We start from the raw sequence: 21,609 nt of genomic DNA on the forward strand, positions 1-21,609 counted from the left end.
AAACGCAAATGAAGTCTGAGGGGTTTACCCTCGTCGAGTTGCTCGTGGCTCTGGCGCTCCTGGGCATCGTGCTTTCGGCACTCGTGACTTTCTTCAGCCAGGGCAGTCGGGTCTCGACCCAGTCCAGCAGCCGCGCCGAATTGCAACAAGAAGTTCTGAATGCTCAGCAGTTGATCGTCGGCAAGCTCAAGGAAGCCTGGTACATCTATCCAGCAGGGCAGACGTTGCAACTTGGAAGTTCGTCGACCAGCACGGCGAACCTCCGACAAAATCCGGTGACTGGAACGCCCCGGGGTGGCTTCGCCAACTGGTTGACCGGCACGGACCCCATTCTGGCCGTCATCCTGCCGCCCAAGTCGGTGGGGACTTGCCCCACGACGGCGCCGGGCGGCGGCAGCGGCGCGGAATTCTGTTACCGTTTTTTTGCGTACTATCCAGTGAAACGCTCAACGTGGGTGAGTGGAACTGGTGGCACGACTGCGCCCACAGCGAGCAATCCAGGCGATGAGCCGAACAACGACGCGGTCTGGGTGTTGGCCGAGTATCGTAAGACGCTCTATGGCTTTAGCTCAGGGGATACAGTCCCGACCACGACACTAGATGGTGGCGATGCCAACCTCTTGACCGATTACATCGCTCCCACTGTCGTCACTACTGGTTTTACGACCTCGGCCAATACCTACACCATGTTTGACCTCAAGTCGGCGAGTGGCACAGTAACTTCGGGCGCCAATCCCGTTACCGGCGTTACCCTCAACCTCGCCACCATCCGCAATACGGGCGGTAAAGTCCTCCGACTGCCCGACGCTACCGGCACCTACAGCATCACCATCTATCCCACGAACCTCGGCAAAGTCGCGGCCAACTGAACCGCCTTTGCCCTTGCCTGAGCCTCTGCCTATGCCCCGGCGGAGGCTTTACACTTGCCGCATGCTCGTGTCCAGCCCGGTTCAGCATCTCCTGTCACGCGAGCGCGAACTGCTCGGGGACCTGCAAGCATTTCTGGAAAGCCAGGGCGCTCCGCCCGAGGTGATCGAACATGCCCGCACGGCGACCCGGATGCTCGACGAGGCTTTTTTGCTGGTGGTGGTCGGTGAATTCAATGCCGGCAAGAGCAGCTTCGTCAATGCGCTGCTCGGCGCGCAGGTGCTGCCGGAGGGCGTTACGCCGACCACCGACCGCATTTACGTGCTCGTGCATGGCGACACGCCGGGACAGCTCGAACCCACCCGCGATCCTTTCGTCAGCCGCCTGACCCATCCGCTGCCCAGCCTGGAAGGAGTAGCGCTGGTGGACACGCCCGGCACCAACGCGATCATCCGGCAGCATCAGGCGCTGACCGAGGGCTTTTTGCCGCGCGCCGACCTCGTGCTGTTTCTGACGAGTGCCGACCGGCCCTTCACTGAGTCCGAGCGGCAGTTCCTGGCCCTCGCCGCTCGCTGGGGCCGCAGCGTCATCATGGTCGTGAACAAGGCCGACCTGCTCGAAACCCCTGAGCAGGCCGAGCAGGTCCGCGCCTTCGTGGAAACGGGCGCGCGGGGCGTGCTGGGCCTCAATCCGCCGGTTTTTCTGGTGAGTGCCCGGCGCGAGCAGCGTGGGGGAGACGCGGGCTTCGCGGCCCTGCGAGACGCCCTGCGCGACCGGCTTTCGGAAACCGAGCGGGCGCGGCTCAAGCTCGCTTCCCCGCTGGGCACGGCGGCCGAGCTGCTGGGCGGCGAGGAACGGCGCAGCGCGGCGGCGCGGGCCACCCTGCAAGAAGACCTCGGCATCCTGCACGATCTGGAGCGGCAGCGCGAGCGGCACCGTGAAACGATGCGGGGTGAACTCGACGCGCAGCTCGGGCGGGTGGGACGGCTGCTCAGCGAGTTCGAAGTGCGGGCCGACAAATTCATTGACGACAAGCTGCGCTTCGGGAACTTGCGCGGCCTGATGAACTCGCGCGACCTCGAAGAGCAGTTCCGGCGCGAGGCGGTGGCCGAGTTGCCGGCGGCCATTGAGCGGCAGTTCGGAGCCATGATCGACCGCTTCGTCGAGACCAACCTGCATTTCTGGGAGGACGTGCAGGCGCTGCTGATTCGCCGCCAGCCCAGCAGCGAGGTGGCCCGCACGCGCTTTTCCTATGACCGGGGGGCGCTGCTCGAAGGCATCGGCGGCAGCGCCCGCGAGCAACTCGCCACGACCACCGAGCATCAGCTCGCCCGGCAGTTCTCGCAGGACGCTGAGGACGCCATGAAAGGCGTGATCGGCGGGCTGGCGGGGGGCGTGGGCCTCGGCGCGGGCGTCGGCGCTCTGATCGGGGCCACCGCCTTCGACTTTACCGGGGGCATCCTGGCGGGGCTCACGTTGGGCAGCCTCGGCCTGCTGCTGCTCCCCGGCAAACGCACCCAGGCGCACCGGCAACTGCGGCAGAAGGTGGCTGAGCTGCGCGAGACACTTGAGCGCATCGTCCGCCGCGAGTACGAGCAGGAGCAGGAACGCGCCGACGCCCGGCTGAATGACGCGACCCAGCCCTACATCCGCTTCACCGAGCAGCAGCGCGAGCAACTGGGCAGCGCGGGCGAGCGCTCGGCGGAGTTGCGCTCGCGGGTCGAGGCCTTACAAGCCGAAGTGGCGCGGCTCGGCAAGGACGTGACTGCGCCTCAATCAGCCCAGTAAAAAACAGCTTCAACGGCGGCTGTTCCCGGCGCGGTGCCGGTTTTCGTGGCGCCTAACCCTGTTAGCCTGCCGCTTATGAGTGCCCCGTCTTCACCTGCCGCCGCGTCTCCCGTGCGGGTCGCCGCCATCGGGGTGGGGGTGGCGCTGCTGGTGCTGGGGCTAAAGTTCCTCGCTTACCGCCTGACCGGCAGTGTAGCGCTGTTTTCCGATGCACTCGAAAGCATCATCAACGTGGTGTCCGCAGGTGGGGCGCTGCTGGCGCTGTGGGTGGCGGCCCGGCCCGCCGACGCCTCGCATCCCTACGGGCATACCAAGGCCGAATACCTCAGTGCGGTGGTCGAAGGCGTGCTGATCGTGCTCGCCGCGCTGAGTATCCTGCGGGTGGCAGTGCCCGAGCTCTCGCACCCCCGCGCGGTGGACGCGCCCTGGCTGGGGCTGGGCGTCAACATGGGCGCCAGCGTCATCAATCTGGTGTGGGCGAACGTCCTCCTCCGCATCGGGCAGGCGAGCCGCAGCCCAGCGCTGATTGCCGACGGCAAACATGTGATGAGCGACGTGGTGACGAGCGTGGGCGTCCTGATTGGAGTGGTTCTGGCCCGCTTGACCGGCTGGCACATCCTTGACCCGCTGCTTGCGCTGCTGGTCGCGCTCAATATCCTCTGGAGCGGCTGGGGCCTGCTCAGCAGCAGCGTCGGCGGCCTGATGGACGCGGGCGTGGACCCCCACACCGACGCGCAGTTGCGCCGCGTCATCAGCGAGGAGGCGACTGGCGCGCTGGAAATCCACGACCTGCGCACCCGGCATTCGGGGCAGGTCACCTTCGTCGAGTTTCACCTCGTGGTCCCCAGCGAGATGACGGTGCGCGATGCCCACACCATCTGTGACCGACTGGAAGATGCCGTCCAGGGCGTCATCGCCGGCGCCAACGTCACCATTCACGTGGAGCCGCAGGATCAGGCCAAGCACTGCGGCGTGCTGGTGGTTTGACCCGCCTATTTACGGCTACAACTCGGCCAGGGCGCTCATGCCGCGAGCGTACCCTTGCACTGCACTCCGCCGGACGCCGTGCAGCAGGCCGCTCACCAGCCCGAAACCGCGCAAGGCGACCTCGTGGTGGCTGCTGATACGCAGCATCACCCGGTCGTCGGCGTCACGTTCGATCAGCAGCCGCTCCCACAGTTGATAGACCTGCCCGTCGAGGCTGCCCAGGGTAAAGCCCCAGACGTGGTCGCTTTCTTGCAAGGTCAGTACCCGGCATCCTTGCAGCACGGTCACCAGCCCGGCCCGCTGCTCCAGCAGCACGTCGCGCCCGACCACCGGGGGGCCGTGGGTGTGCACCTTGACCCCCGACTGCCGGTGCGGACGCCATGACCACAGCGCCGAGCGGGCGTTGAGAAAGGTGGCCTCGCCCTGCCCGAGTTCGAGCGTGACCCGCACGTGGGAGGACGTGCCGATGTCGGGCAATGCCGGCTCGTGCTCAGCCAGCGCTTGCAGTGAGGCGTCTATCGTGTCCTGGTCGGCGGTGCCCAGCACGTAGGGCCGGGGAGAAGCGGGCGGCAGATCATCGAAATCGGCGTCCTCCGCCGCGTTCTGGGCGGGCAGCGCGTCGTGGCGTCCTCGCTGGCTGGCTGGAAGGAGGGCCCAGTCGGCGGAAGGGGCTGGCATCGGCTCAGCAGGTGCTGTCTCGTCTGGGGGCAGACGGTAAGCCGGCCGCTCAGGAGTTTCGAGCAGTTGCATCAGTTGCAACTGACCCAGGCTGCTCAGGCCGGGCGCCGCCGGTCCGCTCAGGCAGCGGTCCCCCTGCGAGCGCAGGCCCTGGCCAGGGTCGAGCAGCGCTTCGAGAGGCGAGACATCTAAGGTGTCCAGCGTGGCCGGCAATTGCGGGTGTGATACTGTTTCCGTCTCTACGGCGGCTTGTTCCGGTTGCTCCTGCTCCTGGGCAGGCCGAGTCTCCCAGCCGCGTCCCCGACCCCTGCGCCGCTTCGTCGGTTCGGGGGGCCGGAGCAAAGCGTCGGGGTCGGCGGGCGGCGGGCTCACTCCCGGATTGTCTCACAGGGTTGCCCGGTAAAAGACGAACTTGCACCTTTGTTGATGGGGGCATTCAGGGGCAACCTCAGGCGCTGACCCACTCGCGCAGCACCTGTTCCAGATGGGCGTCGTCGAGTTCGTCCTGTTCGGCCAGCGACTTGATGTGATCGGTCACGCGGCGCAGGGCGTCCTCACCGTAGTGCAGCCCGAGTTCGCGGGCCTTGTAGGCAATCGCGTGCTTGCCGGTCACCTTGCTCGCGGCCTGAATGCGCCGGCCCACGCCGAACACGCCGGGCGGAATCGCCTCATACGCGCCGGGGTTGAGGTAGATGGCCTTGAGGTGCATCCCCGCCTTGTGGTTGTAGGCGAATTCGCCGGTCAGGTAGTTGTTCCAGGGCACCGGCAGGTCCACCATGCGGGCAATCATGCGGTCGAGTTCGGGCAGCAGCTCAAGGTTGTATTTGTCGATCAGCCCTTGCGGGTCGAAGGTGAACATGCGGGCAAGCAGGCCGCCGAGCGGCGTAATGCCGTTGCGCTCGCCGATGCCGAGGATGGTCGTGTCGATGTGGGTCGCGCCCGCCTCGATCGCCTCGTAAGCGTTGCTGACCGCGCAGCCGGTGTCGTTGTGACCGTGAAACTCGATGCCGCAGCCCTCGTGAATCACCTTACGGACCTCGCGCACCAGCGTGTACACCTGCCGGGGTGTGGCGACCCCCACCGTGTCGGCCAGCCCCACCCGGTGCACGCCGAGTTCGGAAACGGCGCTGTAGACCGCCATCAGGTCGGCTTCCTCCGAGCGGAAGGTGTCCTCGGCGGAAAAGCGGATTTCGAGTTCGGGGTGGTGGGTCTTGATCCAGCCGATGACCTCGCCCGCCGTGTCGATAATCTGCGCGATGCTCTTGCCGTGCGAGAACTCGCGCAGGAAACTGCTGGTGCCGAACAGCAGGTCGAGGCCGTCCACGCCGGTGTCCACCGCCCGCTGCACGTCTTCCATGTGGCAGCGCACGTGGGTCAGGAACTTGGCCCGCAGCCCCAGCCCGGTCAGCTTGCGAATATCCTGCCGGGTCTGCTCGCTCACCATCGGCGTGGTGACTTCGATGTACTCGGCCCCGAAGGCGTCGAGCGCCCGGGCGATTTCCACTTTGTCGTCCGTGCCGAAGTTGCCACGGGCGAACTGTTCCCCCTCGCGCAGGGTCGAGTCGATGATGGCCCAGGAACGGGCAGGAATCAGGGGGGGCGGGGCGTCGGTCATAAAAATCCCGGCCATTGTGCGCCCCCATCCTGATAAGTGTCAATTATTTAGGCATTTTATTTTTCAATTGATAAGTCAGATGTCTATATCGGGCCGCTTGTGAAACAGCATTGTCCGCTTGCACTGCGCCACCAGTTCGCCGCGCTGGTTGTAGGTGCGGTGCTCGGCGGTCACGAGGCCCTGCCCGGCGCGGCTTTTGCTCTCGCGGGCTTCGATGATTTCCGACTCGACCCGCAGCGTGTCGCCGTGAAAGACAGGCTTGGGGAAGGTCACGTCGGTCAGCCCCAGGTTGGCGACGAGTGTGCCCAGGCTGAGTTCGTGCACGCTGATGCCCACCATCAGGGCGAGCGTCATCATCGAATTGAACAGCGGCTGCCCGAACTCGGTCTTGCTGGCGAAGTCGAAATCGAGGTGCAGCGGCTGCGGGTTCATGGTGAGCGTGGTGAAGAGGATGTTGTCCGACTCGGTGACCGTCCGGGTGATGCGGTGGCGGATGACGGTGCCGACGGGCAATTCCTCGAAATAGCGGCCAGCGGGGCGGTTCAGGTCTTCGTTCATGGGGCCTCCAAGCAGAGAGGGTTTGGGGCAAAGAGGGTTTAGGGCAAAGAGCGTTCAGGCTTCGTGGCTCAGCAGAGTGCGGGCTTTGGCGAGCATCGGCTCGTCCACCATCTGCCCCTCAAAACTAAAGGCGCCGTGGCCCCGTTGCGCGGCGGCGGCGGCAGCATCGAGCAGGGCGCGGGCACGGGCACGGTCGGCCTCGGTCGGCCCGAAATATTCGTGGGCAAGGGCTACCTGCGCCGGATGGATGCAGAGTTTGCCGCTGTAGCCCAGGGCGCGGCCCTGCTCGGCGTCGGCGCGGAAGGTCTCGGGGTCGTTGAGTGCCGTCACCACGATGTCGAGCGCCGCCACTCCGGTCAGTCGCGCCGCGAGCGCCACCTGTGAGCGGGCGTAGAGGACTTCCAGTCCCCCCGGCGTGCGCTTGCCGCCCAGGTCAGTGGTGTAGTCCTCGGCACCGAAATAAGCCCAGGCGACCTCGGGCACCTCCATGATTTCGCGGGCGTTCCAGACCCCGGCTCCGGTTTCCAGACCCGCCAGGATGGGCAGCGGCAGGCTGCGCTCCTGGAGCATCTGCGCCACCTGCCGCGCCTCAGCGCCCATTTCCAGTTTGGGAACCACCACGCCGCTCAGTTCGGGGGTCAGCACACTCAGGTCGTCCTCGAAATACGGCGAGTGCAGCGCATTGACCCGCACGAACACGGCGAGGTGCGGTGCGGCGGCAATGAGGTCACGGGCCGCGTCGTGCGCCACTGGGCGGGCGGCGGCCTTCGCCTCGGCGGTGCCCGGCACGGCGTCTTCGAGGTCGATCACCACCGCGTCCGGGGCCGAGCGCGGCAATTTGGCAATCAGGTCGGCACGGTTCCCCGGCGCGAACAGCACCGAGCGGAGCAGAGCAGGAGGGGCATTCACGCGGCACCGTCCGGCAAACGAACGTTTGTTGGCATGGCCGCAGCATAAAGCCCGCTCCGGTAGAAGGCCAGCGCGACCAGCCTCAGTGCGCCACGTCCTGCACCACCGGACGCAGCAACATCTCGTCGATACAGACGTGTGCGGGGGCGCTCAGGCCATCAGCCCCAGCTACTGCGGCGCCGCTGATGTCCTGCCTTCCGCCAACAACTTGAGCTCCGTGTTGGACGATGCCCAGGCTGATGCCTTTGCTGACGTCGGTCACGGCGACCACGCGGCCCTGAAGTAGCTTTTTGTTCACTCAGCCAACTCAGCAAAGTAACCGCTGCAACCGCTATGGGATGACCGGCGAATGACCCACCATGCACATTCCTCATAGAAGCTTCATGGCGGCATTTGGTGCAGCGGGTAGGGTAGGCGGCAATGACTCGTGCGTTTCCGATTTCCATGCGTGCTCTTCGCGTCAGCGCTCTGGGCTTCCTTATCGCGGGCCTGGCATCGGCGGCGCCGCTGAAGCTGAGCAACCTGCCGGTGACGGTGGAGCCCAACGAAAAACTGTTGACCCTGACCCCGGCGGGCATTCGCAGCGCCTTTCCCTCGGCGGCGGGCCGTCCGGGGGCCGTCTTCATGACCGAGGACCGCAAGGTGAGCGTGGCCCTCGAATGGCGCGCCGGTAAGCTGGCGCCGAACGAGGTCGAAAAGCTGGTCGCCCAGTTCCCCGCCGTGATTCGCGCTCAGGTGCCCGGCGTCAAGGCACTCAAGGCCGATTTGGTGCAGCTCGGTGGTCGCTCCTGGGCGCAGTTCATCTTCACCACCCCCGGTCAAGGCGACGACCTGCGCCGCGAACTGCTGATGACGAGCGCGGGGGGCCGGATTCTGGTGATGACCATTGCCGGCAACGTGCGCGACTACAGCCGCAATGAGGCGCTGATTCGCAATTTCGCGGGCAACGTGCGGGTCAACTGAGGCCCGTCCAACTTCCCCTGCTTCGTTACCCGCGCGGTTCCCGCCCCGCAATGCGGTTCCTGCTCCTTCAAGGGGCCGGGCACGGGAAGTACAAGTACACTGCCAGACCGTGCTGACCCTGCCTGCGCCTGAACCCATCGCCCACATGGAAGTGACGTCCTACCGCGCGGGCGTGCAGGGCGGTTCTGGCCTGTGGCGCGGGCAGGCGGTCTATGTCAAAACGCTGGTCAGCGACGATCCCGATCGGGTGGCGATGTTTCACCATGAGGGCGCGGTGGCGGCGCGGCTCTCACATCCGCTGGTGACGCCACTGCTGGCGCACACGCCCAATCAGTTGATTTTTCCGCTGCTGCGCGGTGGCACCTTACGCGATTTGGTGCGCTGCGGCCCGCTGGACGCCGACGCGGCCACCCAGGTGACCTGGGGCGTGCTGCAAGCCGTGTCGCACCTGCATGGCCGGGGCGTCACCCACCACGACCTCAAGCCGGAGAACGTGCTGCTCATCGGCGGGCAGTCTCAGGTCGAGGCTGTGCGTCTCATCGATTTCGGCATGAGCCACGCGGCGGGGTTGCCGCTCGACATCCACTCGGGCACCCGCATGGGCACGCCGCAGTTCATGGCCCCCGAGCAGTTTCAGGGCGTCCGGGGCGACCCGCGCAGCGACCTGTACTCGGTGGGCGTGCTGCTGTTCGATTGCCTCGCTGGGCATCCACCCTACGCCGACGCCCTGGGCTGGCTGGTCGGTATCAGCGAGGAACGGGCCGCCGCGCCCGGCCCCAGCGCCTTGCACCCGCTGATGCTGCGCGCCATTCAGCGCGACCGCGACAGCAGGCCGCAATCCGCCGCTGAGATGCTGGCCGCGCTGGCAGACGCCCGGCAACAACTGGGCTTACCGGAGCTGGAACACATCGCCCCGGAAGGTCAAACGGCGGGGGAGAACGCCTGATGCCAGTCCTCGCCTTTACCGGCAACCGTTTTCTGGCTGACGAAACCCTGCGCGACACGCTGAGTGCGCGTGGGCTCAACGCCCGTGACCTGCCGCGCTTTTCCGGCGAGGACGTGAGCGCCGAGACGCTGGGGCCGCACCTCGCGCCGAGTCTCTTTGGCGACGGCGGCGTAGTCGTCGATTTCGAGGGCCTCAAGCCCGACAAGGCCCTGCTGGAGCTGCTTTCCTCGGCGCCCGTCACGGTGGCCGTGCTCGACGAGGCGCCGCCCGCAACCCGGCTCAAGCTCTATCAGAAGGCGGGCGAGGTTATCCCCTCGGCGGCCCCGAGTAAGCCCGGCGACGTGACCGGCTGGGTGGTCACGCGGGCCAAAAAAATGGGCCTGCGGTTGGAGCGCGACGCGGCGAGCTATCTGGCCGAGGTGTTCGGTGCCGACCTGGCGGGCATCGCGGGCGAGTTGAACAAGCTGGAGCTGCTCGGCGGCGCGCTGAATCGAGAACGGGTGCAGGGCATCGTGGGCCGCGATCCGCCCGGCGACTCGTTTGCCATGCTCGGCGCGGCGACGGCGGGCCGCCCCGGTGAAGCGGTGCTGCAACTGCGCCGCCTGCTCGGCTCGGGCGAAGACCCCTTCCGGCTGCTCGGCGCGGTGGTGTGGCAGTACAGCCTGATTGCCCGCACGGTCGGCCTGCTCCAGGAGGAAGGCCGCGTGAATGACGCGGTGGCCGCTCAGCGCCTGGGCGTCAAGCCCTTTCCGGCGAAAAAGGCGCTGGAAGTCGCGCGGCGCCTGAGTGAAAGCCGGATTCGCAGCCACCTGGGCGCCATTCTCGATGCCGACCTCGCCATGAAGCGCGGGCTGGACCCGCAAGTCGCCCTTGAGCGGCTGCTGGTCAAGCTGAGCGTATAGCTGCTAGGCAACAACACAAAAAAGAGACGGACCCGCAGGCCCGCCCCTTCTGAAAACGCGACTCCGGCTTACGCCTGGGGCTGCTGAATCTGCATCCCTTCCTGGGGCACGTAGCCTTCAAGGGCCGCGTAGTCGTCTTGGAAGTGCATCAGCACGCCGCCGAACAGCGTGTCGAAGGTTTCCTGGGGCATTTCGGCCAGGGTGGGGTAAAAGCCCACGTATTCCAGCCAGACGTTGCCTTCCTGGTCGATGCTGCGGGCAAAGGCGCGCTCACGGTTGCGGTCGTTGAGCATCATGGCGACTTCGGCGCGGCGGTCGGCGTAGGTCTTCTGGGTCACGCAGGTGATTTCCAGACGGCTGGTGTTGTTGGGGCCGTCGTTGACCGAGACCAGCACGGCGGCGTCGCCCATCTCGAAGCGCCAGCCCATGCGAATAAAGCGCTGGCCGCCGTTTTCTTCGATGTCGAGCTGAACTTCTTTTTCTTGCAGGTACTTGGCGAGGGTGTCGAGGGTAAGCAGAGCAGTTTCCATGGTGTTTTCCTCCTGGGAAGTAAAGGCGGGCCGCAAAAGCTCAGGCCCGGTCGGGAGACCCGAACGATTCTACCACCTGCGCTCTCATGTTCGGGCCGGGCCAGGGAGTCTCAAGGCTGGGGCAGAATTCTGAGGGTTAACGGAGCCAGCCCTTCACACGCTTTCTTTGGCCGAGTGGCTCAGCACCTCGTAACCGTCTTCCGTCACCAGAATCAGGTCTTCGATGCGCACGCCGCCCACGCCGGGCAGGTAGGCGCCGGGTTCGATGGTGATGACCATACCCGCCTCCAGCACGTCCTGGCTGGTGCCGCGCAGGCCGGGGCCTTCGTGGACCTCCAGACCGACGCCGTGCCCCAGCGAGTGCGCGAAGGCTTCGCCCAGGCCGTGGCGGGTCAGCAGGTCGCGGGCGAGTTTGTCGAGGTCGGCGGCGCGCACGCCGGGCCGGATGGCGGCGATGGCGGCTTCCTCGGCCTCCAGCACCGCGTCGTAGACCCTTTTCATCTCGGCGCTCGGGGTGCCGACGGCGACGGTGCGGGTCATGTCGGAGTTGTAACCTCCGAGACGGGCACCCATGTCGATGGTCACGAGGTCGCCGTCCTCAATCACGCGCTTCGAAGCGTGGCCGTGCGGCTTGGCCCCGTTCGGCCCGCTCGCCACGATCAGCTCGAAGGCACTTTCTCCCCCGGCGCGGCGCAATCGGGTTTCGATTTCCACCGCCACGTCGAGTTCGCGCACGCCCGCGCGAATCATGGGCCGCACTTCGGTGTACACGCGGTCGGCGAGGTCCTGCGCGGCGCGAATCGCCCCGATTTCCTCGGGTGTCTTGACGGCTCGCAGGCCACCGAGCGTACCCCGCAGCGCCACCAGCGTGGAATTGGGCCACGCCTGACGCAGGTCTTCGAGTTCGGCCACCGTCAGGCTCTCGGCCTCGAAGCCCACGCGCAGGCCGCGCACCGTGTCCGCCGCGTGCTCGTAGGTGGCGGGGGGGCGGGCTATGTACTGGGGCAGGCTCGATTCTTCCTGCGCCTGCACGGTGTAGCGGGCGTCGGTGTAGAGGGTGGCGCCATCCGGGGACACCAGCACCTTGCCGTCTTCGGCACTCGTAAAGCCCGAGAGCCAGCGTACGTTGGCCGGGGCACTCACCCACAGGGCGTCCACCCCCGCCCGGCCCAGCACGGGGCGCAACTGATCCATTTTGCTCATGGGGGCGAGGGTAACACGCCCGTGCCCCGCCGCTCCTCGCCGCCTTTGTGGACTCGCTCTGTCCCCGCAGGGGAGACAGAGTCTGACCGGCGGCGTCAGAGGTCTATACTCGTTTATCGGGACAAATGAACATCTGCGGCTCCCCACACCCACCGGGGGGTCATTCCCACCACAGGAGGCAACACCGTGAAACTCCACGAGTATCAGGGCAAGGAAGTGCTGCGCGACTTCGGCGTGAACGTGCAAGACGGCAAAGTGGCGACCACCCCCGAAGAAGTGCAGGCCATTTACAAGGAATACGGCCAGCCGGTCGTCGTCAAGGCGCAGGTGCATGTCGGCGGACGCGGCAAGGCCGGCGGCGTGAAGTACAGCGCCAACGAAGACAAGGCGCTGGAAAATGCCAAGAACATCCTGGGCATGGACATCAAGGGCCTGACCGTGAACAAGGTGCTGGTGACCAAAGCCGTCGATATCGACGCGGGCACCGAGTACTACGTGGGCATGATCGTGGACCGCAACGTCCAGAGCTACACCCTGATGGCCTCCGCCGAGGGCGGCATGGAAATCGAGGAAGTCGCCGCGACCAACCCCGAAAAGATCATCCGTCACCGCGTTGACCCGGTCACCGGCCTGCGTCCCTACGAAGCGCGTGAAGTCGCCATCAAGGCCGGCTTCAGGGGCAACCTGAACAAGATTGCCGACATGATGGTCAAGATGAGCAAGGCTGCGCTCGAGCGTGACGCCGTGCTGGTCGAAATCAACCCGCTTTTCGTGGACGCCGACGGCACCCCTATTGCGCTGGATACCAAGTTCGAGATCGACGACAACGCGATGTACCGCCACAAGGACCTCGCCCACTACCGTGAGCTGTCCGCCGAGCACCCGCTGGAAGTCGAAGCCAGCGATTACGGCTTCGCCTACGTGAAGCTGGACGACGGCAACGTCGGCGTGCTGGGCAACGGTGCGGGCATCGTGATGACCACCCTGGACGTGGTGAACCGCGCCGGGGCCAAGCCCGCCAACTTCCTCGACATCGGCGGCGGCGCCAAGGCCGACGTGGTGTACAACGCGGTCAAGCTGGTCAGCAAGGACCCCGACGTCAAGGCCATTTTCATCAACATCTTCGGTGGCATCACCCGCGCCGACGAAGTTGCCAAGGGCGTCATCCGCGCGCTGGACGAAGGCATCCTGACCAAGCCGGTTCGTATGCGCATCGCCGGCACTGCCGAAGACGAAGCCAAGGCGCTGCTGAACGAAAAGAACAGCGACCTGATCAAGATGTACCCCACCATGTTCGAAGCCGCGAACGAAGCGGCTAAAGAAGCGAACGCACTGGGAGGCAAGTGAGATGGGCATTCTGGTTGACAAGAACAGCAAAGTGATCGTGCAGGGCATGACCGGCAGCGAAGGCGCCAAGCACAGCCGCGCGATGAAGGAATTCGGCACCCAGGTGGTCGCGGGCGTGACCCCCGGCAAGGGCGGCCAGGACTTCGAAGGCTGGCCGATCTATAACTCGGTTGCCGAAGCCAAGGAAAAGCACGGCGCCAACGTCTCGATCATCTTCGTGCCCCCGGCGGGCGCGGCGGACGCCGTGCTCGAAGCCGCGCATGCGGGCATCCCCCTGATCGTCCTGATCACCGAAGGCGTGCCCACCGTGGACATGATGCGCGCCGTGCAGGAAGTCAAGGAACTCGACGCACACAGCAAGGCCAATGGCGGCCAGGGCGTGCGCCTGATCGGCGGCAACTGCCCCGGTCTGGTGACCAACGGGGAAGCCAAGGTGGGCATCATGCCCAACCGCATCTACACCAACCCCGGACGCATCGGCCTGATCAGCCGCTCGGGCACCCTGACCTACGAAGCGGCCAAGCTGCTCAACGACGCGGGCATGGGCACCTCCACCACCGTCGGCATCGGCGGTGACCCCGTGATCGGTACGACCTTCGCCGACGTGCTGCCGATGTTCGAGGCCGACGAAGGCACCGACGCCGTGGTCGTGATTGGTGAAATCGGCGGCGCCGACGAAGAAGCCGCCGCCGAGTACATCAAGAACAACATGAAGAAGCCCGTCGTGGCCTTTATCTCGGGCCGCTCCGCTCCGGCGGGCAAGCGCATGGGCCACGCCGGCGCCATCATCATGGGCGACGTGGGCACCCCCGAAAGCAAGCTCGCCGCCTTCAAGGCCGCGAACGTGCCGGTGGCCGACACCATGCCCGAAATCATCGACCTGGTGAAGCAGGCGCTGAACAAGTAATCGCCACTTCTGAAAAGGCTGGGAGCCCCGTCTCCCGGCTTTTTTGCTGCCTTTTTGGACTTGCTTCATCCGGCCTGTCCATCACACATCGGTCAGCCCCTGCGCGTAGACTTGCTCCATGAAACGAGCCGTGGCTGTCCTGCTGACCCTGTCTGCGCCCCTGCTGGCGGGGACTGCCGGCGCTGCGACTGTGGGCGTGGTGCGCGGCACGGTGGCAGGCGACACGGCGCTGGATACCCGCATTGGCGTCTGGGCTGTGTCGCCTTTTGGACAGCCGCTCCAGCAACTCGCCGACGCGCCGTTGCAAGACGGCAAATTCGCGCTGACCTTGCCGACTGCCGCGCCCGCCGAGCGTCTGCAATTCGCGGTGGGCGAGCGCACGAGCTGGCCCGGTCTGGTGGATTTCGCCGGGACGAGTGTGCCGCTGAGGGCCACCGAACTCAAATTCTTCCTGTACCGCGACAGCAACGGCAACGGCCAACGCGACGAGGGCGAAGCGCTGCGCGAGGTGCGCCCCAGCGTCGGCAAGGGTGAACTGTTCGTGGTCTGGGCGGCCACGCCCGCCACAGTCAGCGGCGCAGGCGGCTATCAGGCCGACTTGCAGGCCGGCTGGAACACGCTCGTGGTCGAGGTGCGCCGGCCCGTGCGGGTGCAGCCCTACAGCGGCGCGAACGTCGACATTAATCTGGGCCGCTAAATCGCCAGAAAAAAGTGAAAGGCAGCCCCGCGACCGAGAGGTTTGAGGGGCGGCCTTTTTTGCTTACTTGCTGACGACCAAGCCACGCTCCGGCAACCGGCGGTCATAGCGCAAGGCCGTGCGGCGGGTGCTGTTGGCGGCAAAGTCTGTTTCTTCCATGCGCAGGGACAGGACGCCGCCTTGCATGTTCAGCGGGGAAAAAGAATCGGGCCTGGGGGGAGCGCTGATGAGGCTCTTGTTGCGCTGACAGTCCTCCACATTCTCGGCCTGTTTGCTCAGCAGGCCGAGCCGGGAATCGAACTTGAGCCACAGCACGTCGTTGTTGGCGCCTGCGCCGCACACGCCATTGACATTGCAGTTGGGTGGAGCGCTCACCTGCAAGACCACGTACTGAAATCCGCCTTTGGACACCTCGTCGAGCACCCGCACGCCGTAACGGACATCATCGCGCAGGTTGGAGCCAAGGACATAGGTCTGCGTGGTGCAGCCGGTGATGCTGTTTTGCAAATTCAGCACCGTCTTGCGCTGGCCCTGCGTGAACACGAAGCGCCCACCCGTCTGCGCCGTGATGCGGATGAGGTCGGTGCGGCTTTGCTCGGCAGGCCAGGACGAGGCGGCGACGGCGAGAGAAGCGCAGGCCAGGACAGCAGTCAGGGCAACTTTCATGGTGGGCCTCCTTGAGGAAAGGGGACAGAGTGAGGGGTTACACCAGCGTAAACCAGAAAAAAAGCCGAGGCAAATGCCAGGGCTTTCTGCCGCCGCCTTAGCCCACCGGATGACGCATATCACGCTGAGGCGGCGCGGTTGTGCCTCGTCGTGCCGTTTAAGTAGGGGCAAGCTCTCTTTGTCCCTGCCTGCGACTCGAAGGCGTTAGGCTAGAGCATGAACAAAGCTCTTGTCGGAGCGACTGCACTGGCCCTCGCCTTGCCGGGAGCGCGGGCCGCCGATTCGCCCACCATCGTGCAGATTCGCGCCAACTACAACGCGGTCAATGCCCAGATCGAGCAGGGCCGCTACCGGGCGCAGCGCAAGGAGGTGCGGCTGTGCGGCGATAGCGTGGTGTCCTACACCCGCTGGCTCGACGGACGCGGCGTGGTGCGGCGGCTGACTGCCGAGCAGATAGACGACGCGATGAACGCCTCTACCAATACGCTCACCTCGCTGTGGTTCAGTGCCTCGGGGCGCCTCGGCTTCGTGCTGTACCAATCCAGCGACGAAACCTACAACGTGTACACCGACGCGCAGGGCCGGATAGTCAACAACGGCATGACGGGCCGCCACGAAACCGCCGAACTCAGGGTCTACTTCGATTCGGCGGGGCGGGTCATCCGCACGCTGAGCAAGTACGCGATGCCGAAAAATGAACTCGCGGCGCACATTGCGGACTTCAAAAAAATGGCCGCCCAACCCTGGGGCAGCCTGACTGGGGGGTGCGAGTAAGTCGCCGACACACCCCCTGGGGGAAAGCTCAGTCCTTGACCAGCTCCACGCCCGAGAGTTCGCTGATGGGCAGGCCCCACCGGTTCATGGCGGTGAAGAAGGGGTCGGGGTCGAGCTGTTCCACATTCCACACGCCGGGCTGCTTCCAGACACCCTGAAGCATCAGCATCGCGCCGATCATGGCGGGCACGCCGGTGGTGTAGCTGACGCCCTGCGCTTGCACCTCGCGGTAGCACTCGGCGTGGTCCTTGACGTTGTAGACGAAATGCACGTTCGGCTGGCCGTCCTTGCCGAGGCCCTTGGCCTGCACGCCAATACAGGTCTGGCCGGTGTAATTGGCAGCCAGCGATTCGGGCGCCGGCAGCACCGCCTTGAGGAACTCGATCGGCGCGATCTGCTGCCCCCGGAACTCGATCGGTTCGATGGAGGTCATGCCGATGCCTTCCAGCACGTTGAGGTGCTTGATGTACGCCTCGCCGAAGGTCATCCAGAAACGGGCGCGTTTGATGGTCGGGAAGTGCTTGACGATGGATTCGAGTTCCTCGTGGTAGAGCACATAGCTCTTGCGAGTGGCCACGTTGGGGTAGTAGATGTCCTGCGAGATTTCGAGCGGCTGCGTCTCGACCCACTCGCCGTTCTCGAAGTAGCGCCCATTGGCGGTGATTTCGCGGATGTTGATTTCGGGGTTGAAGTTGGTGGCGAACGCCTTGCCGTGGTTGCCGTTGTTGCAGTCCACGATGTCGAGGTAGTGGATTTCGGAGAAGTGGTGCTTGGCGAGGTGCGCGGTCATCGCCTGGGTCGCGCCGGGGTCGAAGCCGCAGCCGAGCAGTGCCATGAGGCCCTTTTCCTTGAAGCGGTCCTGATACGCCCACTGCCAGGAATACTCGAACTTCGCCACGTCCTTGGGCTCGTAGTTGGCGGTGTCGAGGTAATGCACGCCGGTTTCCAGGCAGGCGTCCATGATGGTGAGGTCCTGATACGGCAGCGCGAGGTTGATGACCATTTCGGGCCCGAAGCCCTTGATCAGTTCCACCAGCGCCGGCACGTTGTCGGCGTCCACCGTCGCTGTGCTGAACTTGCATGTGCTGTGCGGCAGATGCTCGTGAATCTCGGCCACGATCTTGTCGGCCTTGCTGACGGTGCGGGTGGCGATCAGGACTTCGCTGAACACCTGGTCGTTCTGGGCGCACTTTTTGGCGGTGACGTTGGCCACGCCGCCCGCCCCGATGATGATGACTTTGCTCACGCCAAAGAGTGTAACGGGTGGGGGTCAGCGCGGCATAAGCACGGCAGGGAAAATAGGGGAATGAAACGCGCCGCGCTGCTGGTTTTGCTGGGAACTGTCCTACTGGGAAACGCTTCTGCCCTCACGCCCGAACAGGCGACCAGGAATTACGGCAGAGACGTGTTGAAAGCATATGCGGCGCAGGGCATGAAGCTGGCGCCGGGCCGCGCCGCCCTCCTGTCCTGCCAGAAGGTGGTGCCCGAGGTGCCGGACACGGTGGAAGACTGCCGGCTTCATCTCTGGGGCGCTCAGGCGGTCGCCGAAGTGATTTACCGGGCTAGTGACGACGTGACCGGAATGCGCCAACTCTGGGTCGGCAAGATGTCCGGCCTGCCTTCCGACGAACGGATGCGCCAGCTCGTCCGCGCTCTGGCCGACGATTTCAACCAGTGGACCAAGACGCCCGCCGCTCAGCAATGGTTCAAGCAGGCCGCCGTGACGCAGGGGCCGAGGCGGTTTGGGTTTGATGTGCCGTGCGCGGTCTTTTCCAGGCAGCGGCTCCCGGTCGGGGTGCTGAGTTGCCGGCAAGGCCCCGGCCCCGCCGACGGCCCCACGATTATGGTCAATCTGGCCGACGGGCGCAGTTTCAGCGCGGACGTGCGCTGAGTGGTCCCAACGTCCCCGCTGCCGGGCGCTAGCCTGCCCGCATGACCCTGAGCCCCGACCAGCCCCAACGCGAAATCACGTCCGACGAGCGCCGGCGCATGGCCCGCACGTTTCTCTGGATTCTGCTCGCCTTCGTGGCGGGCGTCGCCTTGATGGTCGCCGTGCTGAGCGTGCAGGGCCGCGCCGCGCGTGAGTACGGCAGTCTGGTCATTCAGGCCGCTGGGCCGCAAAACGCGCAGGCGACGTTTGACCGCCCCTGCGCGCAGGTGTTGCCGGGCAAGCCGGTGCCGCCCAACGTGGTCAGTTGTGTGCTGGAAGTCCGCCAGGGGCAGCCGACAGCGGTGCTGAAGGTGGAAGGCGAGCGGCAGTACTGGGTGACCCGGTAAGTCAGGTCTACTTGGGGAGGTTTCGTTTTCGCTGATCTGGACGCCCCCTCACCCCTTTGCATACGCAAAGGCCCTCTCCCGCCAGTGGAGAGGGTCAAAAAGCCTCAGACGCTTTACTTTTCCAGTTCCGCGAACACCGCCCGGCTGATGACGAGCTGCTGAATCTCGGAGGTGCCCTCGTAGATTTCGGTGATTTTGGCATCGCGGTAGAGCTTTTCCACCGGGTACTCGGCGCTGTAGCCGTTGCCGCCAAAAATCTGCACGGCATCTCTCGTCACGTCCACGGCGGCCTCGCTGCCGAGCAGTTTGGCGATGCTCGCTTCTTTGGAAAAGGGCTGGCCCTGGTCCTTGAGCCACGCGGCTTTCAGGCCGACCAGCCGGGCGCTTTCGATGCGGGCGGCCATCCGGGCAATCTTGAACGACACCCCCTCGAACTCGCGGATTTTCTTGCCGAACTGCTCGCGCTCGTTGGCGTAGGCGGCGGCATGTTCGAGCGCCGAGCGGGCGATGCCGAGGCCGAGCATCCCGATGCCGATGCGGCCCGAATCGAGGCTGGAGAGCGCGATGATGAGGCCCTGGCCTTCCTCGCCGACCAGATTGGCGTGGGGCACCCGCACGTTGTCGAAGGACACGGTGGTCGTTTGCGCGGCGTGCTGGCCCATCTTGTGCTCGGGCTTGCCGCTGCTCAGGCCGGGCGTGCCCCTTTCCACAATGAAACAGCTCACGCCGCGCGCGCCAGGGCCGCCGGTTCGTGCCATGACGAGGAAGGTGTCGGCGTGGTTGCCGCTGGTGATCCAGGCTTTGGCCCCGTTCAGTACCCAGTCGTCGCCGTCGCGCTCGGCCTTCAGGCGCAGGCTGGCGGCGTCGCTGCCCGCGTGGGCTTCAGTGAGGCAAAACGCGCCGATGTGTTCGCCGCTCGCCAGCGGGCGCAGGTACTTTTCGCGCTGCGCGTCCGTGCCGTAGTTCAGGATCATCTGCTCGGGCAGGCCGTTTTGCACGCTGACGATAACGGCCACGCTGGAGTCGGCGGCGGCGATTTCTTCCAGGCACAGCGCGTAGGTCACCGAGTCCAGGCCCGCGCCGCCCCATTCCTCGGGCACGGTGGCGCCCAGCAGGCCGAGTTCGGCCAGTCCGCGCAGTTGCTCGCGGGGGTACTCGCCGCTGCGGTCGTACTCGGCGGCGCGCGGCGCAATCTCGGCCCGGCAAAAATCGCGGACGTGCTGCAAAATCATGCGCTGCTCGCTGCTGGGCGCAAAGCTCATTCCGTTGTCGGTCATGGGGTCAGGCTACCAAACGGGCGTTAGAGCAGTTCTCCGAATTACGCGTGCGTCGGAAGGGCACCGCCACCCGCTCCATTCTCCGTCCTGCTCCTCGTTTTGCACTCGCTCCGCTCGCCAAAAAGTGGTGCCCTCTTTTTGTCAAATGCTCTGGTTGACTGGGGGATTCAATATCTCGGCCAGCGCTTCCTCAATGCCGCGCCCGCGCCACGCCGGTTCGATGCTTTGCGCCTCGCCGCCGTCCCAATGGAGCTGAGCGCCGATGACCGAGCCGCCCGCGATGGCGAGGGCCGCAGCCGTCAGCTCGGCGGGCGCCTGCGGGCACAGCCGGGCGGCGGCCTGCGCGAGTGCCGGGGCGAGCGGCAGGGGAGGGCGGGACACGCGGACACGGGCAGGCAACTTCATGGGGTCAGGGTAGAGCAGCCGGGCCGGGCAAGCGGTGGTGGGCTCAAGCCGGGGCGTGAAGCTGGCCTTGAGCGCTCCGGGGCCTGCGTCTCACCCCGCCGTGCTGGGCTGGGGCATGATGAAACGAATCGGTGCGGCGGGACTGACGGCGCTGGCGACGGTACTCGGACTCCTGGGCGCGGCGCAGGCGCAGGGCGGCCCCGTGCCGCAGCTCCGGCCCCCCGCCGGGTTCAAGGTGAGCCTCTACTCCAGCGGGTTCAAGCAGCCGCGCTTCATGGCGCTTTCGCCCTCGGGCGACCTGTTCGTGAGCGACCCGCAGGCGGGCACGGTGGTCGTCGTTCTCGACCGCAACCACGATGGGGCCGCCGACCGACAGGTGGTCTACGCCTCGGGCCTCAACCGCCCGCACGGGCTGGCGTTTCACGGCGGGTATCTCTACGTCGCCAACACCGACGGCGTGGTGCGCTTTCCCTACAAAGCCGGCGACCAGAAGGCGAGCGGACCGGCCGAAAAGCTGCTGAGTCTGCCGGGGGGCGGACACTGGACGCGCACGGTGGTCTTCGGGCCCGACGGCAAGATGTATGTCTCTGCCGGGAGTTCCTGCAACGTCTGCGAGGAAAGTGACAAGCGCCGCGCCGCCGTGTGGGTCTACGACGCCGACGGCAAAAACGGCAAGCCCTACGCCACCGGCCTGCGCAACGCGGTGGGGCTGGAGTGGTTCGGTGGGACCCTCTACGCCACCAACAATGGCCGCGACGAACTCGGCGACGACCTGCCGCCCGAGGGGTTTTACCAACTCAGGTCGGGGGCGTTTTTCGGCTGGCCCTACTGCTACACGGTCAAGGCCGGGCAGCCGCAGGTCTGGGACCGCGATTTCGGCAAGAAAAATGCCGCGACCTGCCGCGCCGCCACCCCCGCCTTCGCGCTGACCACCGCGCACTCGGCGCCGCTCGGCATGGCGTTCTATACCGGCAAAACTTTCCCGGCGAGCTACCGGGGCCAACTCTTCGTCGGGCTGCACGGCAGTTGGAACCGCTCGCAAAAAAGTGGGTACAAGGTCATCTCCGTTGACCCCAAAACGGGCCGGGTGAGCGATTTCCTGACCGGCTTTCTCAGCGGCCAGGACGTACTCGGGCGCCCGGTGGACCTTCAGGTGATGCCTGACGGGGCGCTGCTGCTCACCGACGACAGCGCGGGGCGGCTCTGGCGCATTCAGTACGTGGGGCGCTGAGGGCTGAGGGAGCCGCTCACCACGCTCAGGCAGGCAAAAGCGCGCTAGACTGCGGGATGTGTTTATTGCCGTCATGCAGGAA

At 65.7% G+C, this 21,609-nt stretch carries 24 protein-coding genes; 13 read left to right on the forward strand and 11 right to left on the reverse strand.

The window, feature by feature from the left end; genetic code table 11:
• Positions 1-8: 8 nt before the first annotated feature.
• From DR_RS06355 to DR_RS06365, 3 genes are all read left to right on the forward strand, one after another.
• Complete coding sequence (locus DR_RS06355; RefSeq protein WP_034350728.1) at positions 9-869, forward strand: prepilin-type N-terminal cleavage/methylation domain-containing protein; 861 nt, start codon at positions 9-11, stop codon at positions 867-869.
• 61 nt (positions 870-930) lie between these two features.
• On the forward strand, positions 931-2,655 hold the full coding sequence (locus DR_RS06360) for a dynamin family protein (protein ID WP_027480202.1): 1,725 nt from the start codon (positions 931-933) through the stop codon (positions 2,653-2,655).
• 75 nt (positions 2,656-2,730) lie between these two features.
• Positions 2,731-3,642 (forward strand): cation diffusion facilitator family transporter, encoded by a 912-nt coding sequence (locus DR_RS06365; RefSeq protein WP_034350720.1) that lies wholly within the window; start codon positions 2,731-2,733, stop codon positions 3,640-3,642.
• 15 nt (positions 3,643-3,657) lie between these two features.
• Here the strand turns inward: DR_RS06365 and DR_RS06370 are convergent, their stop codons facing one another.
• From DR_RS06370 to DR_RS06390, 5 genes are all read right to left on the reverse strand, one after another.
• Positions 3,658-4,692, reverse strand: a complete 1,035-nt coding sequence (locus DR_RS06370; protein WP_010887880.1) for a DUF1990 family protein — start codon at positions 4,690-4,692, stop codon at positions 3,658-3,660.
• Positions 4,693-4,768: 76 nt separating this feature from the next.
• Positions 4,769-5,935, reverse strand: a complete 1,167-nt coding sequence (gene lysS / locus DR_RS06375; RefSeq protein WP_027480200.1) for a homocitrate synthase — start codon at positions 5,933-5,935, stop codon at positions 4,769-4,771.
• A gap of 75 nt (positions 5,936-6,010) precedes the next feature.
• A complete protein-coding gene (locus DR_RS06380; RefSeq protein WP_010887882.1) occupies positions 6,011-6,493 on the reverse strand; it encodes a MaoC family dehydratase in 483 nt (160 codons plus the stop codon).
• A 54-nt stretch (positions 6,494-6,547) separates the two neighbouring features.
• Positions 6,548-7,402, reverse strand: a complete 855-nt coding sequence (locus tag DR_RS06385) for an HpcH/HpaI aldolase/citrate lyase family protein (protein ID WP_010887883.1) — start codon at positions 7,400-7,402, stop codon at positions 6,548-6,550.
• Positions 7,403-7,484: 82 nt separating this feature from the next.
• Positions 7,485-7,700 (reverse strand): hypothetical protein, encoded by a 216-nt coding sequence (locus DR_RS06390; RefSeq protein WP_010887884.1) that lies wholly within the window; start codon positions 7,698-7,700, stop codon positions 7,485-7,487.
• Positions 7,701-7,822: 122 nt separating this feature from the next.
• Between DR_RS06390 and DR_RS06395 the strand changes: the two genes are divergently transcribed.
• From DR_RS06395 to holA, 3 genes are all read left to right on the forward strand, one after another.
• Entirely contained in the window at positions 7,823-8,365 is a 543-nt protein-coding gene (locus tag DR_RS06395; RefSeq protein ID WP_010887885.1) for a hypothetical protein, read from the forward strand.
• Positions 8,366-8,474: 109 nt separating this feature from the next.
• Positions 8,475-9,311: a serine/threonine-protein kinase gene (locus tag DR_RS06400; RefSeq protein WP_010887886.1), complete on the forward strand. Its 837-nt coding sequence runs from the start codon at positions 8,475-8,477 to the stop codon at positions 9,309-9,311.
• Complete coding sequence (gene holA, locus DR_RS06405) at positions 9,311-10,213, forward strand: DNA polymerase III subunit delta (RefSeq protein WP_010887887.1); 903 nt, start codon at positions 9,311-9,313, stop codon at positions 10,211-10,213. Before DR_RS06400 ends, holA begins: the two co-directional genes overlap by 1 nt.
• A 68-nt stretch (positions 10,214-10,281) precedes the next feature.
• On the opposite strand, the gene DR_RS06410 is transcribed toward holA, so the two are convergent.
• Together DR_RS06410 and DR_RS06415 are read right to left on the reverse strand one after the other, a co-directional pair.
• Positions 10,282-10,743: a YbjN domain-containing protein gene (locus tag DR_RS06410; RefSeq protein ID WP_027480199.1), complete on the reverse strand. Its 462-nt coding sequence runs from the start codon at positions 10,741-10,743 to the stop codon at positions 10,282-10,284.
• Between the two features lie 153 nt (positions 10,744-10,896).
• On the reverse strand, positions 10,897-11,946 hold the full coding sequence (locus tag DR_RS06415) for a M24 family metallopeptidase (protein WP_010887889.1): 1,050 nt from the start codon (positions 11,944-11,946) through the stop codon (positions 10,897-10,899).
• A 186-nt stretch (positions 11,947-12,132) separates the two neighbouring features.
• Between DR_RS06415 and sucC the strand changes: the two genes are divergently transcribed.
• The 3 genes from sucC (at position 12,133) to DR_RS06430 (ending at position 14,897) form a co-directional block, all read left to right on the forward strand.
• Positions 12,133-13,293 carry an ADP-forming succinate--CoA ligase subunit beta gene (gene sucC / locus DR_RS06420; protein ID WP_010887890.1) on the forward strand — a complete coding sequence of 387 codons (1,161 nt, stop codon included), beginning with the start codon at positions 12,133-12,135 and terminating at the stop codon, positions 13,291-13,293.
• A 1-nt stretch (position 13,294) separates the two neighbouring features.
• Positions 13,295-14,200 carry a succinate--CoA ligase subunit alpha gene (gene sucD / locus DR_RS06425; RefSeq protein WP_010887891.1) on the forward strand — a complete coding sequence of 302 codons (906 nt, stop codon included), beginning with the start codon at positions 13,295-13,297 and terminating at the stop codon, positions 14,198-14,200.
• A 118-nt stretch (positions 14,201-14,318) separates the two neighbouring features.
• The gene (locus tag DR_RS06430) at positions 14,319-14,897 is read left to right on the forward strand and encodes a hypothetical protein (protein ID WP_010887892.1); all 579 of its coding nucleotides are present in this window, start codon (positions 14,319-14,321) and stop codon (positions 14,895-14,897) included.
• A gap of 63 nt (positions 14,898-14,960) precedes the next feature.
• Here the strand turns inward: DR_RS06430 and DR_RS06435 are convergent, their stop codons facing one another.
• A complete protein-coding gene (locus DR_RS06435; protein ID WP_027480198.1) occupies positions 14,961-15,563 on the reverse strand; it encodes a hypothetical protein in 603 nt (200 codons plus the stop codon).
• 216 nt (positions 15,564-15,779) lie between these two features.
• Between DR_RS06435 and DR_RS06440 the strand changes: the two genes are divergently transcribed.
• Positions 15,780-16,337 (forward strand): hypothetical protein, encoded by a 558-nt coding sequence (locus tag DR_RS06440; RefSeq protein WP_010887894.1) that lies wholly within the window; start codon positions 15,780-15,782, stop codon positions 16,335-16,337.
• A 28-nt stretch (positions 16,338-16,365) separates the two neighbouring features.
• Here the strand turns inward: DR_RS06440 and DR_RS06445 are convergent, their stop codons facing one another.
• Positions 16,366-17,583: a saccharopine dehydrogenase family protein gene (locus tag DR_RS06445; RefSeq protein ID WP_010887895.1), complete on the reverse strand. Its 1,218-nt coding sequence runs from the start codon at positions 17,581-17,583 to the stop codon at positions 16,366-16,368.
• A 60-nt stretch (positions 17,584-17,643) separates the two neighbouring features.
• Here DR_RS06445 and DR_RS06450 point away from each other — a divergent pair, with 60 nt between their 5' ends.
• Positions 17,644-18,228 carry a hypothetical protein gene (locus DR_RS06450; protein ID WP_010887896.1) on the forward strand — a complete coding sequence of 195 codons (585 nt, stop codon included), beginning with the start codon at positions 17,644-17,646 and terminating at the stop codon, positions 18,226-18,228.
• A 41-nt stretch (positions 18,229-18,269) separates the two neighbouring features.
• Positions 18,270-18,614 (forward strand): hypothetical protein, encoded by a 345-nt coding sequence (locus DR_RS06455; protein ID WP_010887897.1) that lies wholly within the window; start codon positions 18,270-18,272, stop codon positions 18,612-18,614.
• Positions 18,615-18,727: 113 nt separating this feature from the next.
• On the opposite strand, the gene DR_RS06460 is transcribed toward DR_RS06455, so the two are convergent.
• Positions 18,728-19,891 (reverse strand): acyl-CoA dehydrogenase, encoded by a 1,164-nt coding sequence (locus DR_RS06460; protein ID WP_010887898.1) that lies wholly within the window; start codon positions 19,889-19,891, stop codon positions 18,728-18,730.
• Between the two features lie 141 nt (positions 19,892-20,032).
• Positions 20,033-20,296 (reverse strand): hypothetical protein, encoded by a 264-nt coding sequence (locus DR_RS06470; RefSeq protein WP_010887899.1) that lies wholly within the window; start codon positions 20,294-20,296, stop codon positions 20,033-20,035.
• A 118-nt stretch (positions 20,297-20,414) separates the two neighbouring features.
• Between DR_RS06470 and DR_RS06475 the strand changes: the two genes are divergently transcribed.
• A complete protein-coding gene (locus DR_RS06475; RefSeq protein ID WP_162177755.1) occupies positions 20,415-21,527 on the forward strand; it encodes a PQQ-dependent sugar dehydrogenase in 1,113 nt (370 codons plus the stop codon).
• Positions 21,528-21,609 lie beyond the last annotated feature (82 nt).

Source organism: Deinococcus radiodurans R1 = ATCC 13939 = DSM 20539 (genome assembly GCF_000008565.1).
GTDB classification, from domain to species: Bacteria; Deinococcota; Deinococci; order Deinococcales; family Deinococcaceae; genus Deinococcus; species Deinococcus radiodurans.

Bases quoted from the DNA above. Each gene is read 5' to 3' on its own strand.
- DR_RS06360 (WP_027480202.1), top strand. From the start codon at position 931: ATGCTCGTGTCCAGCCCGGTTCAGCATCTCCTGTCACGCGAGCGCGAA.
- DR_RS06455 (WP_010887897.1), top strand. From the start codon at position 18,270: ATGACCCTGAGCCCCGACCAGCCCCAACGCGAAATCACGTCCGACGAG.
- DR_RS06430 (WP_010887892.1), top strand. From the start codon at position 14,319: ATGAAACGAGCCGTGGCTGTCCTGCTGACCCTGTCTGCGCCCCTGCTG.
- DR_RS06380 (WP_010887882.1), bottom strand. From the start codon at position 6,493: ATGAACGAAGACCTGAACCGCCCCGCTGGCCGCTATTTCGAGGAATTG.
- DR_RS06440 (WP_010887894.1), top strand. From the start codon at position 15,780: ATGAACAAAGCTCTTGTCGGAGCGACTGCACTGGCCCTCGCCTTGCCG.
- DR_RS06450 (WP_010887896.1), top strand. From the start codon at position 17,644: ATGAAACGCGCCGCGCTGCTGGTTTTGCTGGGAACTGTCCTACTGGGA.
- DR_RS06395 (WP_010887885.1), top strand. From the start codon at position 7,823: ATGACTCGTGCGTTTCCGATTTCCATGCGTGCTCTTCGCGTCAGCGCT.
- DR_RS06415 (WP_010887889.1), bottom strand. From the start codon at position 11,946: ATGAGCAAAATGGATCAGTTGCGCCCCGTGCTGGGCCGGGCGGGGGTG.
- DR_RS06460 (WP_010887898.1), bottom strand. From the start codon at position 19,891: ATGACCGACAACGGAATGAGCTTTGCGCCCAGCAGCGAGCAGCGCATG.
- lysS (WP_027480200.1), bottom strand. From the start codon at position 5,935: ATGACCGACGCCCCGCCCCCCCTGATTCCTGCCCGTTCCTGGGCCATC.
- DR_RS06435 (WP_027480198.1), bottom strand. From the start codon at position 15,563: ATGAAAGTTGCCCTGACTGCTGTCCTGGCCTGCGCTTCTCTCGCCGTC.
- DR_RS06470 (WP_010887899.1), bottom strand. From the start codon at position 20,296: ATGAAGTTGCCTGCCCGTGTCCGCGTGTCCCGCCCTCCCCTGCCGCTC.
- holA (WP_010887887.1), top strand. From the start codon at position 9,311: ATGCCAGTCCTCGCCTTTACCGGCAACCGTTTTCTGGCTGACGAAACC.
- DR_RS06475 (WP_162177755.1), top strand. From the start codon at position 20,415: ATGAAACGAATCGGTGCGGCGGGACTGACGGCGCTGGCGACGGTACTC.
- sucD (WP_010887891.1), top strand. From the start codon at position 13,295: ATGGGCATTCTGGTTGACAAGAACAGCAAAGTGATCGTGCAGGGCATG.
- DR_RS06365 (WP_034350720.1), top strand. From the start codon at position 2,731: ATGAGTGCCCCGTCTTCACCTGCCGCCGCGTCTCCCGTGCGGGTCGCC.
- DR_RS06410 (WP_027480199.1), bottom strand. From the start codon at position 10,743: ATGGAAACTGCTCTGCTTACCCTCGACACCCTCGCCAAGTACCTGCAA.
- DR_RS06355 (WP_034350728.1), top strand. From the start codon at position 9: ATGAAGTCTGAGGGGTTTACCCTCGTCGAGTTGCTCGTGGCTCTGGCG.